The sequence below is a fragment of the Streptomyces longispororuber genome (genome assembly GCF_024448165.1).
In the GTDB taxonomy this organism is placed as follows: Bacteria; Actinomycetota; Actinomycetes; order Streptomycetales; family Streptomycetaceae; genus Streptomyces; species Streptomyces longispororuber_A.
On sequence record NZ_JAMOLN010000223.1, the window covers coordinates 1 to 16085 of the forward strand.

General features: G+C 70.3%; 15 protein-coding genes and 1 riboswitch. Of the genes, 7 read left to right on the forward strand and 8 right to left on the reverse strand.

Annotated features, from left to right (window positions below):
- Window positions 1-173 precede the first annotated feature (173 nt).
- Together M4J07_RS39930 and M4J07_RS39935 are read right to left on the reverse strand one after the other, a co-directional pair.
- Window positions 174-1169 (reverse strand): decaprenyl-phosphate phosphoribosyltransferase, encoded by a 996-nt coding sequence (locus tag M4J07_RS39930; RefSeq protein WP_255980678.1) that lies wholly within the window; start codon window positions 1167-1169, stop codon window positions 174-176.
- A 161-nt stretch (window positions 1170-1330) separates the two neighbouring features.
- Window positions 1331-1849 carry a phosphatase PAP2 family protein gene (locus M4J07_RS39935; protein ID WP_255980652.1) on the reverse strand — a complete coding sequence of 173 codons (519 nt, stop codon included), beginning with the start codon at window positions 1847-1849 and terminating at the stop codon, window positions 1331-1333.
- Window positions 1850-2224: 375 nt separating this feature from the next.
- Between M4J07_RS39935 and M4J07_RS39940 the strand changes: the two genes are divergently transcribed.
- The gene (locus M4J07_RS39940; protein ID WP_255980654.1) at window positions 2225-3568 is read left to right on the forward strand and encodes an FAD-binding protein; all 1344 of its coding nucleotides are present in this window, start codon (window positions 2225-2227) and stop codon (window positions 3566-3568) included.
- 298 nt (window positions 3569-3866) lie between these two features.
- Entirely contained in the window at window positions 3867-4622 is a 756-nt protein-coding gene (locus M4J07_RS39945) for a decaprenylphospho-beta-D-erythro-pentofuranosid-2-ulose 2-reductase (protein ID WP_255980656.1), read from the forward strand.
- A 76-nt stretch (window positions 4623-4698) separates the two neighbouring features.
- On the opposite strand, the gene M4J07_RS39950 is transcribed toward M4J07_RS39945, so the two are convergent.
- Complete coding sequence (locus tag M4J07_RS39950) at window positions 4699-5283, reverse strand: 2'-5' RNA ligase family protein (RefSeq protein ID WP_255980658.1); 585 nt, start codon at window positions 5281-5283, stop codon at window positions 4699-4701.
- 58 nt (window positions 5284-5341) lie between these two features.
- Window positions 5342-6355, reverse strand: coding sequence for a tryptophan--tRNA ligase (gene trpS, locus M4J07_RS39955; protein ID WP_255980660.1), 1014 nt, complete (start codon window positions 6353-6355; stop codon window positions 5342-5344).
- A 219-nt stretch (window positions 6356-6574) separates the two neighbouring features.
- Between trpS and M4J07_RS39960 the strand changes: the two genes are divergently transcribed.
- The 3 genes from M4J07_RS39960 (at window position 6575) to M4J07_RS39970 (ending at window position 8887) form a co-directional block, all read left to right on the forward strand.
- Window positions 6575-7174, forward strand: coding sequence for an RNA polymerase sigma factor (locus M4J07_RS39960; RefSeq protein WP_374215173.1), 600 nt, complete (start codon window positions 6575-6577; stop codon window positions 7172-7174).
- Window positions 7155-7973, forward strand: a complete 819-nt coding sequence (locus tag M4J07_RS39965; protein ID WP_255980664.1) for a hypothetical protein — start codon at window positions 7155-7157, stop codon at window positions 7971-7973. The genes M4J07_RS39960 and M4J07_RS39965 overlap by 20 nt, the downstream gene beginning before the upstream one ends.
- A 215-nt stretch (window positions 7974-8188) precedes the next feature.
- Entirely contained in the window at window positions 8189-8887 is a 699-nt protein-coding gene (locus M4J07_RS39970) for a hypothetical protein (protein ID WP_255980666.1), read from the forward strand.
- 95 nt (window positions 8888-8982) lie between these two features.
- On the opposite strand, the gene M4J07_RS39975 is transcribed toward M4J07_RS39970, so the two are convergent.
- Window positions 8983-10446: a glycine hydroxymethyltransferase gene (locus tag M4J07_RS39975; protein ID WP_255980668.1), complete on the reverse strand. Its 1464-nt coding sequence runs from the start codon at window positions 10444-10446 to the stop codon at window positions 8983-8985.
- Window positions 10447-10507: 61 nt separating this feature from the next.
- A riboswitch (ZMP/ZTP riboswitch) is annotated at window positions 10508-10594 on the reverse strand.
- Window positions 10595-10733: 139 nt separating this feature from the next.
- Between M4J07_RS39975 and rocD the strand changes: the two genes are divergently transcribed.
- Entirely contained in the window at window positions 10734-11966 is a 1233-nt protein-coding gene (gene rocD, locus M4J07_RS39980) for an ornithine--oxo-acid transaminase (RefSeq protein WP_255980680.1), read from the forward strand.
- 116 nt (window positions 11967-12082) lie between these two features.
- On the opposite strand, the gene M4J07_RS39985 is transcribed toward rocD, so the two are convergent.
- Window positions 12083-13282: a glutathionylspermidine synthase family protein gene (locus tag M4J07_RS39985; protein ID WP_255980670.1), complete on the reverse strand. Its 1200-nt coding sequence runs from the start codon at window positions 13280-13282 to the stop codon at window positions 12083-12085.
- A gap of 7 nt (window positions 13283-13289) precedes the next feature.
- Entirely contained in the window at window positions 13290-13673 is a 384-nt protein-coding gene (locus M4J07_RS39990; RefSeq protein ID WP_255980672.1) for a hypothetical protein, read from the reverse strand.
- A gap of 203 nt (window positions 13674-13876) precedes the next feature.
- Here M4J07_RS39990 and M4J07_RS39995 point away from each other — a divergent pair, with 203 nt between their 5' ends.
- Window positions 13877-14728 (forward strand): hypothetical protein, encoded by an 852-nt coding sequence (locus M4J07_RS39995; protein WP_255980674.1) that lies wholly within the window; start codon window positions 13877-13879, stop codon window positions 14726-14728.
- 266 nt (window positions 14729-14994) lie between these two features.
- Here the strand turns inward: M4J07_RS39995 and M4J07_RS40000 are convergent.
- On the reverse strand, window positions 14995-16085 hold a 1091-nt coding region (locus M4J07_RS40000), incomplete at its 5' end, for an aminotransferase-like domain-containing protein (protein ID WP_255980676.1).

Genomic DNA, 16085 nt, shown 5'->3' on the forward strand with positions numbered 1-16085 from the left:
TCGGCCTCGGCTTGAGCCTCCACGTTGACCCCCACCTGGGACTCCACCTGGGCATCCAACTGGGCATCCACCTGGGTCCCCGCCTTCATCTCCACCTCGTCCACCTCCTCGGCGTTCACGCCGGCCTCACCGTGCTCAGCCGGCTCCCGCACAACCGCACTCGCCGCCACCCCTCACCAGTCGGCGACCGCGAGCCCGTACATCGCCAGCCACACCAAGCCGATCACCGCCAGGGCCCGGTCCCGCAGCACCACGTCCTCCGGCTCCCCCGCCGTGCCCCGGTCGGCGAAGACCGCGTATCTCAGCACCGCGAGGATGAAGGCCACCACCGACAACTGCCGCCACGGCAACAGGCTGCTCCGCGCCACACCCCCCTCCTCCATCGCCCACAAGCAGTACGCGAGCACCGCGACCCCGGCCGCGAGCTGCCACACGAAACGCAGATAGCCCGTCGTGTACTCGGTGAGCAGCGCCCGCGTGGCCCCCGCCTTGCCTGCCATCTGCACTGCCTCGGAGTACCGCTTGGCGGACACCATGAACAGCGCCCCGAATCCCGTGGTGATCAGGAACCAGCGCGACAGCGGAATCCCCAGCGCAAGCCCGCCGATCATCGCTCTCATCAGGAATCCGGTGGTCACCACGACCAGGTCGACGACGAGCACATGCTTGAGGCTGATGCAGTAGGCCAGTTGCATGCCGACGTAAGCCGTCAACAGCGCAGCCGTCGCCGGATTGCACAGCACCGCCGCGGCAGCCGGCGCCAGGAAGGCCAGGGCTCCCCCGACCGCGTAGGCGACCGCCACGGGCACCTGCCCGGCAGCCACCGGCCTGTTCCGCTTCACCGGGTGCGCCCGGTCGGCCTCGGCGTCCCGCGCGTCGTTGATCAGGTACACCGCCGACGCGGCCGCCGTGAACAGCGCGAAGACCAGCGTCAGTTGAACCAGAGCGTGCCGTGTGAACAGTTGCCCCGCCGCCGCGGGCGCCGCCACCACGAGGACGTTCTTCACCCACTGGCGCGGCCGCGCCGTCCTGAACAGCCCTGCGGCCAGCCCGACCGAGGTCGTCCGTCTCTCCGCCTGCGCCGGATCCCGAGGGCGCTCCAGAACAGCCGTGGAGGTCCCGCCGACCCGTGCCGCCCCGACCAACCGCGCTCCGCTCCTGCCTGCCATACCGCCCTCACCCCCGTCCCCGTCCCTAGATCCGTCCCGCCCACCATCAAGCGCCCCGACGGCGCTCAACTTGCTCTTCCCTTCCGCAACTTCAGCGGCCTCAGCGCCATCAGCGACTTCCGCGCCGCTCCGACGCTGCTCAGCCCTCTCCATGCGCTCCGTCACCGCCCGGCACCCCCGGTCATCCACCGCGCGCCCAGCCGCGCGGTGAGCGCGCCCAACGCCGCCCCCGCCGCGACATCGGAGGGGTAGTGCACCCCGACGACCATCCGCGAGACACACATCGCGGCGGCCAACGGCGGCACCAGCCGCGCCCCCGCCGGCCTCAGCGCCCCATAGGCCACCGTCGCCGCGGCCGCCGAGGTCGCATGCGAACTCGGGAACGAGTGCTTCCCCGCAGTCCTCACCAACGGCTCGACACCGATCTCCGCCCCCGGTCTTGGTCTGCGCACCACACGCTTGACGCCCATGCTGGCCAGGTGCGCCCCCGCGGTGAGGGCCGTGCCACGCAGCCAGGCACCACGCCGTTCACGGTCGGCCGCGGCCCCCACCAGGCCGGCGACCAGCCAAAGGGCCCCGTGCTCGCCGGCCCAGGACAGCGCACGCGCGGCTGTCGCCACGCGCCGGTCGGTGCCACAGTCGCGCAGTGCCGACAGCAATCGGCGGTCCATGTCGTCCATGTGGCTCACTCTGAATCCCAAAACACCGACATCTTGGGCAATTTAGGGTGAAACCCCATCAATCACCCATTTCGGTGAGGAATCGCTAGGTTTAGGACGAACCTCCCTTCTTCTGGCGATACCGTCGCGCACATGGCTGCCGACCCTGTATCCACCCCCGCTTCCGTGCCCCCGCCTGTCGCCGCGCCTCAGCCCGGTCCGACTCCCGTCTCGGCGCCCACCTCTTCGGCCACAACCACGGCGCCGCCGCTATCGTCATCGCCATCGGCGCCCATTCCCGTTCCTGCAGCCGCGGCCACACCCTCGTCCGCCGCCTCGGCGGCCGAGCCCCGCACCACGACAGCGCACATCGCGCCGCATGCCGGCTATGACTCCGTGCCGGTCACCGGCTGGGGCCGCACCGCCCCCACGTCCGCGCACCTCGTGCGTCCCCGCTCGTACGAGGAGACCGTCGCGGCTGTCCGCGAGTGCGCCGCGCCCGGCCGACGCGGCGGGATCGCACGGGGCCTGGGCCGGGCCTATGGCGACGCCGCTCAGAACGCGGGTGGCGCGGTCCTCGACATGACGGACCTCAACCGGATCCACGCCATCGACGCCGACGGCGGCACCGTGCTCTGCGATGCGGGTGTCTCACTGCACCGGCTGATGGAAGTCCTCCTCCCTCTCGGCTGGTTCGTCCCGGTGACTCCGGGAACTCGCTATGTCACGGTCGGCGGCGCGATCGGCGCCGACATCCACGGCAAGAACCACCACGTCTCGGGCTCCTTCGCCCGCCACGTCCTCGCCCTGGAACTCCTCACGGCAGACGGCGAAGTCCGTGTCGTGGAGCGGGGCACCGAACTTTTCGACGCCACGGCCGGCGGCATGGGCCTGACCGGGATCATCCTCACGGCGAGCATCCAACTGCAGCGCGTCGAGACCTCACTGATGTCCGTCGACACCGAACGAGCCACGGACCTCGACGACTTGATGGCCCGCCTCACCGCCACCGACCACCGCTACCGCTATTCGGTCGCCTGGATCGACCTCCTGGCCCGCGGAGCCGCGATGGGCCGCTCAGTACTGACTCGCGGCGACCACGCGCCCCTCGAAGCGCTGCCCACCCGAACGCGCCGGTCCCCGCTCGCCTTCCGCCCGGGCCAACTGCCCGCCGCCCCCTCGTTCCTGCCCGAAGGGCTGCTGGGCCGGACGACCGTCGGCCTGTTCAACGAGCTGTGGTACCGCAAGGCGCCCAAGGCCCGGGTCGGCGAGATCCAGAAACTGTCGACGTTCTTCCACCCTCTCGACGGTGTCCCGCACTGGAATCGCATCTACGGGCGCAGTGGATTCGTGCAGTACCAGTTCGTCGTCGGGTACGGACAGGAGGAAGCTCTTCGCCGCATCGTGCAGCGCATCTCGGAGCGCGGCTGCCCCTCCTTCCTCGCCGTGCTCAAGCGCTTCGGCGACGGCGATCCTGGCTGGCTGTCCTTCCCCATGCCCGGCTGGACACTCGCCCTCGACATCCCCGCGAACCTGCCGGGGCTCAGCGTGTTCCTCGACGAGCTCGATGAGGAGGTGGCCGCTGCGGACGGGCGTATCTATCTCGCCAAGGACTCCCGACTCCGGCCCGACCTGCTGTCCGCCATGTATCCGCGGCTGAACGACTTCCGCTCCCTGCGGGCGCGGCTGGATCCGCACGGCGTGTTCTGCTCGGACCTGTCTCGCCGTCTGAGTCTTTGAACGACGGCGCGCACCCGGGCGTGCCCCCTGCACCCGCACGCGGCGAGCGCCCTCGCGCGACTTCGTGCCCCCATGCCGGCCGGATCGGTCCAGCGCTGATCAACTCCCGTACACCTACGCTCACTTGGCCTTCTCCCCGTCTCAGGCTCGGCCGCTCCGCGCCTGCTGTCACTTCTGATACACCGCTCGGGCCGACCGGGTTCCCGATCCGGCCCCTCGAATTTCCGCATCCGGCACACGGCCGGCACCGGCGCCGACGCGTCGCCCATCGGCCCCGCCCCATTGGAGTTTGGTTCTCATGAAGGACGCCTTCGGTACCCCGCAGTCCCTGCTCGTCCTCGGTGGCACATCCGAGATCGCGCTCGCGACGGCCCGCCGCCTCGTCGCCCGGCGCACCCGCACCGTCTGGCTTGCCGGACGCCCCTCGCCGGCGCTCGACAGCGCTGCGGCGCAGCTGCGCGAGATGGGTGCCGACGCGCGCACCGTCCCGTTCGACGCGCTGGACTCGGAGTCGCACGAGGAGACGCTCGGCAAGGTCTTCGCCGAGGGCGACATCGACATGGTCCTGCTGGCCTTCGGCATCCTCGGCGACCAGGCCCGGGACGAGGGCGAGCCGATGGCGGCCGTTCGCGTCGCGCAGACCAATTACACGGGCGCCGTCTCGGCGGGACTGGTCTGCGCCCGGGCACTGCAGGCGCAGGGTCACGGTTCGCTGGTCGTGCTCTCGTCGGTGGCAGGCGAACGCGCCCGCCGCGCCAACTTCATCTACGGCTCGAGCAAGGCAGGTCTCGACGCCTTCGCCCAGGGCCTGGGAGACGCACTGCACGGCACGGGCGTGCACGTCATGGTGGTGCGCCCCGGGTTCGTGCGGTCGAAGATGACGGCGGGCCTGGCGGAGGCCCCGATGGCGACGACGCCGGAAGCGGTCGCACAGGCCATCGAGACGGGGCTGCGGCGCCGGTCGGAGACGGTGTGGGTGCCGGGGACACTGCGGGTGGTGATGTCGGCGCTGCGGCATGTGCCGCGGCCGGTGTTCCGTCGGCTTCCGGTCTGACGTCCCAAAAGGGGCGCGCCACGGCGCGCGGGTGCGGACGCGTGGTGACGTGGGCGGCGCCGCTCAGGGAGCCTGATCAGCCGGCGGGCAGACGGCGTCCTCGGGCCGAGCGGTCGGGGGACTGTGCGGGGAGCGCGGGCTTACCGAAGGTGAAGTCCCGGAGCCTGCGCCAGACCCCGTCCGCGCCCTGCTCGTACAGGGCGAAGCCGGTGCACGGCCACGCTGCCTCGTAGTCGGCGAGCTCCTCGAAGGCACGGTCCATCGCCTCTTCTGCGATGCCGTGCGCCACGGTGACGTGGGGGTGGTACGGGAACTGCAGCTCCCGGGCGACCGGCCCGGAAGCGTCACGTACTTGCTTTTGGAGCCATGTGCAGGCCTCGGCACCCTCGACGACCTGCACGAACACGACGGGCGACAGCGGGCGGAAAGTTCCCGTACCGGAGAGACGCATCGCGAAGAGGCGCCCGGATGCGGCGACCTCCGCCAGGTGGGCCTCGATCGCCGGCAGCTCCCCGCCGTCCACCTCGGTCGGCGGGAGCAGCGTGATGTGCGTGGGAATGCCGTGCGCCGCGGCGTCGCCGAAGCCCGCACGCCGCTCCTGGAGCAGGCTGCCGTGAGGCTCCGGGACCGCGATCGAAACGCCGATCGTTACGGTCCCCACGTCGTACTCCTGTCGTCGTGTAGTGGGCATGCGGGCGGGACGTGCGACTGGTGCTGGCTCAGTGCTTGGCGGGCAGGAAGCCGACCTTCTCGTACGCCTGGGACAGCGTCTCGGCGGCGACGGCCCGCGCCTTCTCCGCGCCCTTGGCCAGGATCGAGTCGAGCGTCTCCGGGTCGTCCAGGTACTCCTGCGTGCGGGTCCGGAACGGCGTCACGAAGTCGACCATGACCTCGGCCAGGTCCGTCTTGAGCGCACCGTACATCTTGCCCTCGTACTTCTGCTCCAGTTCCGGGATACCGGTGCCGGTGAGGGTGGAGTAGATGCTGAGCAGGTTGCTGACGCCCGGCTTGTTCGCCGCGTCGTAGCGGATCACGGTGTCGGTGTCGGTGACCGCGCTCTTGACCTTCTTGGCGGTGGTCTTGGGCTCGTCGAGCAGGTTGATGAGGCCCTTCGGCGTCGACGCCGACTTGCTCATCTTGATCGACGGGTCCTGAAGGTCGTAGATCTTCGCCGTCTCCTTCAGGATGTACGGCGCCGGGAGCGTGAAGGTGTCGCCGAAGCGGCCGTTGAAGCGCGTCGCCAGGTCGCGGGTCAGCTCGATGTGCTGGCGCTGGTCCTCGCCGACCGGGACCTGGTTGGCCTGGTACAGCAGGATGTCCGCGACCTGCAGGATCGGGTACGTGAACAGGCCGACGGAGGCGCGGTCGGCGCCCTGCTTGGCGGACTTGTCCTTGAACTGCGTCATCCGGCTCGCCTCGCCGAACCCCGTGAGGCAGTTCATGATCCAGGCGAGCTGCGCGTGCTCGGGGACGTGGCTCTGCACGAAGAGAGTGCACCGGTCCGGGTCGAGGCCCGCGGCCAGGAGCTGGGCGGCCGCGAGCCGGGTGTTCGCACGCAGGTCCTGGGGGTCCTGCGGAACGGTGATCGCGTGCAGGTCCACAACCATGTAGAAGGCGTCATGGGACTCCTGCAGTGCCACCCACTGGCGGACCGCACCGAGGTAGTTGCCGAGGTGGAACGAGCCTGCGGTGGGCTGGATTCCGGAGAGCACGCGGGGACGATCAGAGGCCATGCCTTCATTCTCTCAGGTGTCTCTCATTGCTTGGGGACGGGTGTGGGACGCGTGCACGACAAGTGCGGAACCGATGGGCGATATCGCGGGCCTGGGCGTGACGGTCTGTGAGAACTCGGGCGTGACGGGTGGGAACCGATCCCGGTCGGCCGGTGTATCAAAGGTGTGAGGACACAGGGGGAAGTCCTGGAGGGGGGCCACGTCGTCGACGAAGGCGCGGTGATCGCCCGCGTGCGCGCCGGAGAGCCGGAGGCGTACGCGGAGTTGGTCCGCGCCTTCACCGGGATCGCCCTGCGGGCAGCCAGAGCGCTGGGCGCGGGGGCGGACGCGGAAGATGTCGTGCAGCAGTCCTTCTTCAAGGCGTATCGCAGCTTGGGACGGTTCAAGGACGGCTCGGCGTTCAAGCCGTGGCTGCTCAAGATCGTCGCCAATGAGACGAGGAACACAGTGAGATCGGCGGGTCGGCAGCGTTCCGTCGCCGACCGGGAGGCCGCCATGGCCGAGGCCGAGCCGCTGATACCGGAGTCGGCCGACCCGGCGGTCGCGGCACTCAAAGGAGAGCGCCGAACCGAGCTTCTCGCTGCCCTGGAGCTGCTGAGCGAGGACCATCGGCTCGTCGTCACCTACCGCTATCTGCTGGAGATGGAGGAGGTGGAGACCGCGCAGGCTCTGGGCTGGCCGCGGGGCACGGTCAAGTCCCGGCTCAACCGCGCGCTGCGCAAGCTCGGGCAGTTGCTGCCGGCGGCGCACGAGCCGTCTCCGACGACGACGTCACGGCTTCGGAAGGGAGGTGACGAGCATGGGCGAGCGACGCGATGACGGGCAGGGACTGCCCGAGGAGCTGCGCGCCCTGGGCCGGCTGATGGAAGGTCCGGACGGCGCGGGCGAGACCATGGCGGAGCGCGTCCTGGCGCAGATCATCTCCGAGCGCGTCGCCACGCCTGCCGTCGAGCCGCGGGGGCCTCGCGCGCTCATACATCGGCTTCGGCGGTGGGCCCGGAGACGGTGGCGGATGCTCACGGCCACACTCTGTGGAGTGGCGGCGATCGCCGTGTTCACGCCTCCCGTGCGGGCGGCCGTCGCGGATTGGTTCGGGTTCGGCGGGGTCGAGGTGCGCTACGACCCGTCGGCCACGCCTTCGTCCGGCGCTCACGTTCCCGGCTGTGGCGTGTCCCTGTCCCTGGAGCAGGCCGTGCGCCGTGCCGGTTTCGAACCGCTGGTCCCACACCGGCTGGGGGCGCCGGACGGGATCGCGGTCACCCGGGAGCCGGGCGAGCGCGCTCTGCTCACTCTGTGCTGGCGGGACGGGGGGCGGACGATACGGCTCGACGAGTTTCCCGCCCGGCTCGACATCGGCTTCGCCAAGACGGTGCCGATGCAGCCCGATTGGGTCTCCGTGGGCCATGAGACGGGGCTGTGGTTCGCCCGTGAGCATCGGCTGAGCTTCTGGATGCTGGACGAGGACGGGCGGCGGTGGAACCGGTCGGAGCGCGTCGCCGGTCCGACGTTGCTATGGACGCGGGGCGAGCAGCTCACGCTGCGTCTGGAAGGTGTCACGTCCCGGTCGGAAGCTTTGAAGATCGCGGAGTCCGGGCGTGTCGAGCGCGTCGAGCACTAGGCAGCCCTGCTTCGTTCCTCTCGCCGTCCGTCCCCGGGACTGCTGCTCCGGCCGTTTCCGGGGCTCAACCTGCGCTGACCGGGGTTCGGCACCCGGCAGGTCCCGGCGGTGTCGAAAAGTCGTCGGAGCGAATCGGGAACCTGGGCGGCCTGAGCGGTGTACCAGAAGTGAACCGGCGCGGAGGGGCCGTGCCGGCGGATCGGCTGGGGGTTCTGATGCACACGGTGAGGAGACTGTCCGCGCTGGTCACGGCGCTCATGGCCGCACTGGCCATGATCTTGTTGGGTGCCTCGCAGGCGTCGGCCGGCGGGCCGACGAGCGTCCTGGTCGTATCGCCGGAGAGCCAGGAGAGCGCGGCTCTCTACTTCAGCGACAAGGAGTACGGACGGCTGACCAGCCTGCTCGGCCGGCCGGATCAGAAGGAAGAACTGCCGCCCGGAGTCGGCGTCGGTGCCGGGCGCCAGCTGAACGTGACATGGATGATCCACGACGTGCAGCCGTGGCGGTTGGACCGTGTCTACCCGGACACCCCGGGCAGCAAGGAAGTCTGGATACACACGTCCACCGATATGCCCGAGCTGTCGACCGGCCACTGGCACAAGGCGGAGCAGCCGGCCGCTCTGCGGGCTCTGCTGCGCAAGCTCGGGGTCATGGGCAAGAAGTCCGAAGGAGGCGCGGCGCCCATATTTCCCGCCCCGGACCGGGACCAGGAGGCGGCCACTCCTGCTACTTCCCACTCGGCAGTCACGACACGGAGTGGGGACACCGACTGGTGGTGGGCGGTGCCCGGACTGGTGGCCGGGGCAGCCATGGCGCTGCTGCTGCGGCCCCTGGTGATCCGCCTTCCGCAGACCGTGGCCTCGATACGGCACCGCAAGGACCACGGCCCTCGCCAGGAACTACGGGACATATGACAGCCCGGTGAGTGGGTTCGTCACCCAGGGACGCCGCCAGTCGAAAGCACCGCTGCCTCCTGCCGGGAGGACCTGGCAGGAGGCAGCGGACAAGTTCAGCTGAGGTCGATGCCCGGGTAGAGGGGGAAACCGGTCAGCAGGTCGGCGGCTCGGCGCGAGACCTCGTCGGAGATCTTGGGCTCCAGCACGTGCTGGGCCTTGGACGGGGCGCCCTTGCTGGTGGTGCCGGGCTCGGCAGCGGTGAGGACGCGGTCGATCAGGGCCGCGATCTCGTCCATCTCGCCCGTGCCCAGGCCACGCGTGGTCAGGGCGGGGGTGCCGATGCGAATACCGGAGGTGTACCAGGCGCCGTTCGGGTCGGCAGGAATGGCATTGCGGTTGGTGACGATGCCGGAATCAAGAAGCGCGGACTCGGCCTGGCGGCCGGTCAGACCGTAGGAGGTGGCGACATCGATCAGGTTGAGGTGGTTGTCCGTACCGCCGGTGACCAGCGTGGCACCGCGTCGGATCAGGCCTTCGGCCAGCGCGCGGGCGTTGTCGACGACGGCCTGGGCGTACTCGCGGAAGTCGGGACGGCGGGCCTCGGCGAGGGCGACGGCCTTGGCGGCCATGACGTGCGGCAGCGGGCCGCCCAGCACCATGGGGCAGCCACGGTCGACCTGGGCGGCGAGCGAGTCGTCGCACAGGACCATGCCGCCACGCGGGCCGCGCAGCGACTTGTGGGTGGTCGTGGTGACGATCTGCGCGTGCGGCACCGGGTCGAAGTCGCCGGTGAGGATCTTGCCGGCGACGAGGCCCGCGAAGTGCGCCATGTCGACCATCAGGGTCGCGCCGACCTCGTCGGCAATCTCCCGCATGATGCGGAAGTTCACCAGACGGGGGTAGGCGGAGTATCCGGCGACGATGATCAGCGGCTTGAACTCGCGGGCCGTGGCCCGCAGGGCCTCGTAGTCGAGCAGCCCGGTGGCCGGGTCGGTGCCATAGCTGCGCTGGTCGAACATCTTGCCGGAGATGTTGGGCCGGAAGCCGTGGGTGAGGTGGCCGCCGGCGTCCAGGGACATGCCGAGCATGCGCTGGTTGCCGAAGGCCTGACGCAGCCCTGCCCAGTCGGCGTCCGACAGATCGTTGACGTTGCGGACGCCGGCCCGTTCCAGGGCGGGTGCCTCGACGCGGTCGGCGAGGACGGCCCAGAAGGCGACGAGGTTGGCGTCGATGCCGGAGTGCGGCTGGACGTAGGCGTGCTGGGCGCCGAAGAGCTCGCGGGCGTGCTCGGCGGCCAGCGCCTCGACGGTGTCGACGTTGCGGCAGCCGGCGTAGAAGCGGCGGCCCACGGTGCCCTCGGCGTACTTGTCGCTGAACCAGTTGCCCATCGTCAGCAGGGTGGCCGGCGAGGCGTAGTTCTCGGAGGCGATCAGCTTGAGCATTTCGCGCTGGTCGGCGATCTCCTGGCCGATGGCGTCCGCGACCCGGGGCTCCACGCCCCGGATGACGTCGAGGGCGCTGCGGAAGGCCACGGACTCGGTGGACAGCGAGGAAGAAGTGGGGGTGGGCTCTGGCATGACGGACCTCCGGGACGGGTTCTCCCCCGTCCGAGCGATGTCGGACACAAGGGGCGCTGCACGGTTCGGCCCAGGCGCACGGCACACAGTTCACGGGCCGCTCCCCGATGGTCGGTCCCATCCAAGCGCGCCAGTCACGGCCCTGGGATCACAGTACCGGGCGCGCCGGTGCGCGAGGTTTCCACGTCCAGGATGCGAGCGACGATAGGAAAGGGCCACAAACCCGTCTCGCGCCGTAAGAGCCGCAAGGCTCACAGAGCCGTAAGAACGGAGATCCCGTGACTTCTGTGACTCCTTCCCCCGCAACCGGGGACCGCACCGCTACGGAGAGCCTGATCCGCTCCTCCGACGAGCACAGTGCGCACAACTACCATCCGCTGCCCATCGTCGTCGCCACGGCGGACGGCGCGTGGATGACGGACGTCGAGGGGCGCCGCTATCTCGACATGCTCGCCGGATACTCCGCGCTGAACTTCGGACACGGGAACCGGCGGCTCATCGAAGCGGCCAAGGCCCAGCTGGAGCGGGTCACCCTGACCTCGAGGGCGTTCCACCACGACCGGTTCGCCGAGTTCTGTACGGAGCTCGCCGAGCTGTGCGGCATGGAGATGGTGCTGCCGATGAACACGGGGGCGGAGGCGGTGGAGACCGCCGTGAAGACCGCCCGGAAGTGGGGATACCGGGTCAAGGGGGTGCCGGACGGCAGGGCCCGGATCGTGGTCGCCGCGGACAACTTCCACGGCCGCACGACGACGATCGTCTCCTTCTCCACGGACCCGGAGGCGCGGGCGGACTTCGGGCCGTACACACCGGGGTTCGACATCGTCCCGTACGGGGACCTGGCGGCGCTTCGGGAGGCGGTCACCGAGGACACCGTGGCCGTGCTCCTGGAGCCGATCCAGGGGGAGGCGGGGGTCCTCGTTCCGCCGGCCGGATATCTGCGGGCCGTACGTGAGCTGACGCGCGAGCGTGAGGTGCTGTTCATCGCGGACGAGATCCAGTCGGGTCTCGGACGGACGGGACGGACGTTCGCCTGCGAGCACGAGGGTGTCGTGCCCGACATGTACGTGCTGGGCAAGGCGCTCGGTGGTGGTGTCGTTCCGGTGTCGGCGGTCGTGTCCAGCAAGGCGGTGCTGGGCGTGTTCCGGCCGGGCGAGCACGGGTCGACGTTCGGCGGCAATCCGCTGGCGTGCGCGGTGGCCCTGGAGGTGATCGCGATGCTGCGCACGGGGGAGTTCCAGCAGCGGGCGACGGAGCTCGGCGAGCATCTGCACGCGGAACTGGGGCTGTTGACCGGCACCGGCAGGGTCACGGAGGTACGGGGGCGCGGCCTGTGGGCGGGCGTCGACATCGATCCGGCGTACGGGACGGGCCGGGAGATCTCGGAGAAGTTGATGGACCGGGGTGTGCTCGTGAAGGACACCCATGGCTCCACGATCCGGATCGCTCCGCCCTTGGTGATCAGTAAGGAGGATCTGGACTGGGGGCTCGACCAGCTCCGCACGGTACTCGGCGCATGAACGGCGGCGCCCGGAGACATCCGAGGGTTCCTTGACACCTGAAGAGTGATGACGTTCCGCGGCACCGTGGGCGTCGCGGCCGGGCCCGGGATCGACGGTCCGGGCCCGGCCGGGCGCTAGAGAATGACGTGGGGCAGGAAGCGGGCGTACTCGTCCGTGATCAGATCCGCGGACTCGCGGATGCCGAGGCCGGCCGCTTCGTTCTCGACGACCCACGCGCCGAGCACGACTCGGTTGCCGTCGAAGTCGGGCAGCGGCCTCAACTCCTGGTAGCAGCAGGCTTCTTCACGAGCCGGGAGTTCAGGCGGTGTGGCGGCCGCTTCGTGAATGGTGACGCCGGCGCCCTCTCGGCCGAGCAGAGGCTTGGCGACGTACCCCGTGGTGCCGGCGAGTTCACGCGGGCCGTCCAGGTAGGCGGGAAGGAGGTTCGGGTGGCCGGGGAAGAGTTCCCACAGCACTGCAAGAAGCGCCTTGTTGGACAGCAGCATCTTCCAGGCGGGCTCGATCCACAGGGTGGTGCCGGTGCCGCCGCCGTTGTCGAGGGTGCCCAGCACGTGCGGGGCGAAGCGGTCGGTGGTGAGCCACTCCCAGGGATAGAGCTTGAAGCAGCTGCGGATGAAGCGGAGCTTCTTGTCGACGAACCGGCCCGAGAGCCGGTCCCAGCCGATGTCCTCCATGGAGATGGAGTCCGTCTCCAGCCCGGCCTGCTCCGCGGTCTCCCGCAGATAGGCGACGGTCATCAGGTCCTCGCCGAGTTCATCGCCGGCCGAGTGAGCGAAGTAGAGAGGGCTGCCGGGCGGCAGGAGCGCCGCCTGCTTCTTCCAGGCGTCGATCAACCGTTCATGAAGGGAGTTCCACTGGTCGGCACCGGGGAAGCGCTCCTCCATCCAGAACCACTGCGGGCTGGCCGCCTCGACCAGGGAGGTCGGGGTGTCGGCGTTGTACTCCAGGAGCTTCGCCGGGGCTCCCGTGCGGCCGTCGTAGTGGAGGTCGAACCGGCCGTACACGGAGGGAAGTTCGGCACGCCGGTGCCAGGACTCGCGGACCAGTGACGCGAGCCGTGGATCGGTGATGCCGAGGTCGGTGAGGCGATCGTGGGTGACGAGGTGCTCGGCCGCGGCCAGGCACATCTCGTGCAGTTCCTCGACGACCTCCTCCAGGGCCTCGACCTCGGGGAGGGTGAACTCGTAGTAGGCGCTCTCGTCCCAGTACGGGCGCAGGGAGTTGTCCGGGTAGCGGGTGAGGGGGTAGATGAGCCCCTGGCTCTCGACGGTCTGCTGCCAGCCGTCGCGGGGCTGAATGGTGTGGCGGCGCATCGCTGGTTCAGCCGCCTCCGGAGCCCGAGCATCCGAAGCCGTCGCGGTCCACGGCCTCGCTGCGGCTGAAGGTCCCGTAGTCGGCGTATCGGCCGCTGACGTCGGCGTCGTAGTACCAGTCGCCGTCGACCCGGCCGCTCTTTCCAGTGCCGTTGGTGCTGCCGCCGGTTCCGGTGCCGGACTTGCGGCCCTTGCCGACCGTGGTCGATCCGGAACCGCTCTTGCAGTACTGGTCGCTGACGATCTTGTAGCCGTTGACCACGTCGTAGCTGTCGCGGTCCACGCAGCGCTGGTCGGGATCGGATCCACAAGACGTCAGGGCTGTGGCCAGCACGCCCATGCCGCCGAGCACGACCGTGCTGGACCGCAGCCGTCGCCTCTTCTCCGCCATCAGTTCAACTCCCCCGATTCCGCAGGCGCCGCCGGGTGTGTGGCCAGTGGCGCCTCGCTCGGCCGTGGCCTGTCGTCCTCTGCCACGGCGCCGTCCGATGTTCGTCGGCGGTCAGCGTAGAAGAGTGGGCGGCCCGAACGCATACCGGCTCCGCGAGCGGCCTCCGACTCCCCTTCCTCTACAGTCGCTTTGTGCCTCTTGGAATGATTTGCGCCCTCGGCTCGGCGATCTGCTTCGGTACGGCGTCCGTTCTCCAGGCGATGGCCGCGCGGGCCGCGGAGCCGGGAACAGGGTCGGGGGTGGATCCGGCTCTGCTGATGAGGGCACTGCGGCAGTGGCGCTACCTCGTCGGGCTCGGGCTCGACGGGCTCGGATTCGTGCTGCAGGTCGTGGCGTTGCGGTCGATCCCCATCTACGCCGTGGGGGCGGCGCTCGCGGCGAGTCTGGCGGTCACGGCGGTGGTCGCGGCGCGGCTGCTGCGGGTCCGGTTGACCGGCGCGGAGTGGGGCGCGGTGGGCACCGTGTGTGCGGGACTGGCGATGTTGGGTCTCGCGTCGGGCGCTGAGGGAGACCGGTCCGGTTCGGACGCACTGCGGTTCGCGATGCTCGGGGTCGCGGCCGGGGTGCTGTTGCTCGGCGGCGTGGCGGGCCGGCTGCCCGGACGGGGGCGGGCCCTGGCGCTCGGGCTCGGGGCCGGGTTCGGGTTCGGAGTGGTCGAGGTGAGTGTGCGGCTCATCGACGACATGTCACCTGGAGAGCTGCTGACGAATCCGGCGACCTATGCGCTGTTGGTGGGCGGCGGTGCGGCGTTCTTGCTGCTGACGTCGGCGTTGCAGCGGGGATCGGTGACGGTGGCGACGGCAGGGATGGTCGTCGGGGAGACCGTGGGGCCGGCCGTGGTCGGGGTGGTGTGGCTCGGGGACCGGACGCGGCCGGGGTTCGAGTGGCTGGCGGTGCTGGGGTTTGTGGTGGCTGTGGCGGGGGCCCTGGCGTTGGCGCGGTTCGGGGAGGCGCCAGTGGCGGAGGACGTGGAGTCGGTTCGGGCGGCTGAGTAGGGGGACCGTTCGGGTGGCCGAGTAGAGGTGATCGCCGGGGTGGCTGAGTGGGGTGGTCGTCGGATGGCCGAGTCGGGAAGCGCCAAGACCTTGGCCAAGGTGGTCCAACGCCAACGCCAACGCCCCCGCCGTCGCCATCGCCGTCGCCGTCGCCGTCGCCGTCGCCATCGCCATCGCCATCGCCAAGGGTCAGAGTCCAACTCAGGCCCGGGCGCGGTATCAAGTCCAGGCACGGTCTCAAGCCAGGACCGGCCAGAGCCCAACCCCTAGGGCAGTACTCGGCACAAGGCGTCCAGTGCCCCGGACCAGGCGTGGTCGGGTGGGGTGCCGTAGCCCACCACCAAGGCGTCGGCCCGGGCGTCGGAAGCGGCGGTGTCCTCGTGGCGGAAGCTGGACAGGCCGGCGACTCCCAGGCCTTGCCAGGCGGCAGCTCGGACCACGGACTGTTCGGTACCGGGCGGGAGTTGGAGGACGGCGTGGAGACCGGCGGCGATGCCGGTGGCGTGGACGGCCGGGGCGTGTTCGGCCAGGGCCGCGACGAGTTGGTCGCGGCGGCGCCGGTAGCGCAGGCGGGCGCCGCGCAGATGGCGGTCGTAGGCGCCGGAGTTCAGGAACTCGGCGAGGGTGAGCTGGTCGAGGACCCCGCATGACCAGTCGATGCTGCCCTTGGACTCGACCACCTCCTGGGTCAGAGAGGCAGGCAGCACCATCCACCCGAGACGTAGGCCGGGGGCGAGGGACTTGCTCGCGGTACCGAGGTAGACGACACGGTCCGGGTCAAGGCCCTGCAGTGCGCCGACGGGTTGGCGGTCGTAGCGGAACTCGCCGTCGTAGTCGTCCTCCAGGATCAGGCCGCCCGTGCGGCGGGCCCAGTCGACGGCGGCGGCGCGCCGGTCGGGGTGCAGGGGTACGCCCATCGGGAACTGGTGGGCGGGCGCCAGCAGCGCCGCTCCCACGCCAGCCGCCCCGCCCGGCTGCCCCGCCGAGTCCCTCGTGCCGGTCCCCCAGTCATCCAGCACCCCGGGGTCCGTGCCCAGGTCGTCGAAAGGGAGGGGGCGGGTGCGCAGGCCGGTGCGGGTGAGGACGTCCCAGTGGACGTCGAGGCCGTACGACTCCACTGCCACGTTCTGCACGCCGCGGCGGCGCAGCACATCGCCGAGCAGCATCAGGCCATGGTGGAACCCGGCGCAGATGACGATGCGGTCGGGGTCGGTGTGGACGCCGCGGGCGCGGGCGAGGTAGCCGGCGAGGGAGGTGCGCAGTTCGGGGCGGCCGCGGGGGTCGCCGTAGCCGAGGGCTTCGTTCGGGGCGGAGGTCAGGGCGCGGCGGGCGGCCTTGAGCCATTCGGAGCGGGGGA

What these genes read in the sequence shown, in the direction of transcription:
- M4J07_RS39935 (WP_255980652.1), bottom strand. Translation starts at nt 1,849, where the DNA reads ATGGACGACATGGACCGCCGATTGCTGTCGGCACTGCGCGACTGTGGC.
- M4J07_RS39970 (WP_255980666.1), top strand. Translation starts at nt 8,189, where the DNA reads ATGCACACGGTGAGGAGACTGTCCGCGCTGGTCACGGCGCTCATGGCC.
- M4J07_RS39945 (WP_255980656.1), top strand. Translation starts at nt 3,867, where the DNA reads ATGAAGGACGCCTTCGGTACCCCGCAGTCCCTGCTCGTCCTCGGTGGC.
- M4J07_RS39990 (WP_255980672.1), bottom strand. Translation starts at nt 13,673, where the DNA reads ATGGCGGAGAAGAGGCGACGGCTGCGGTCCAGCACGGTCGTGCTCGGC.
- trpS (WP_255980660.1), bottom strand. Translation starts at nt 6,355, where the DNA reads ATGGCCTCTGATCGTCCCCGCGTGCTCTCCGGAATCCAGCCCACCGCA.
- M4J07_RS39930 (WP_255980678.1), bottom strand. Translation starts at nt 1,169, where the DNA reads ATGGCAGGCAGGAGCGGAGCGCGGTTGGTCGGGGCGGCACGGGTCGGC.
- M4J07_RS39985 (WP_255980670.1), bottom strand. Translation starts at nt 13,282, where the DNA reads ATGCGCCGCCACACCATTCAGCCCCGCGACGGCTGGCAGCAGACCGTC.
- M4J07_RS39965 (WP_255980664.1), top strand. Translation starts at nt 7,155, where the DNA reads ATGGGCGAGCGACGCGATGACGGGCAGGGACTGCCCGAGGAGCTGCGC.
- M4J07_RS39975 (WP_255980668.1), bottom strand. Translation starts at nt 10,446, where the DNA reads ATGCCAGAGCCCACCCCCACTTCTTCCTCGCTGTCCACCGAGTCCGTG.
- M4J07_RS39995 (WP_255980674.1), top strand. Translation starts at nt 13,877, where the DNA reads ATGATTTGCGCCCTCGGCTCGGCGATCTGCTTCGGTACGGCGTCCGTT.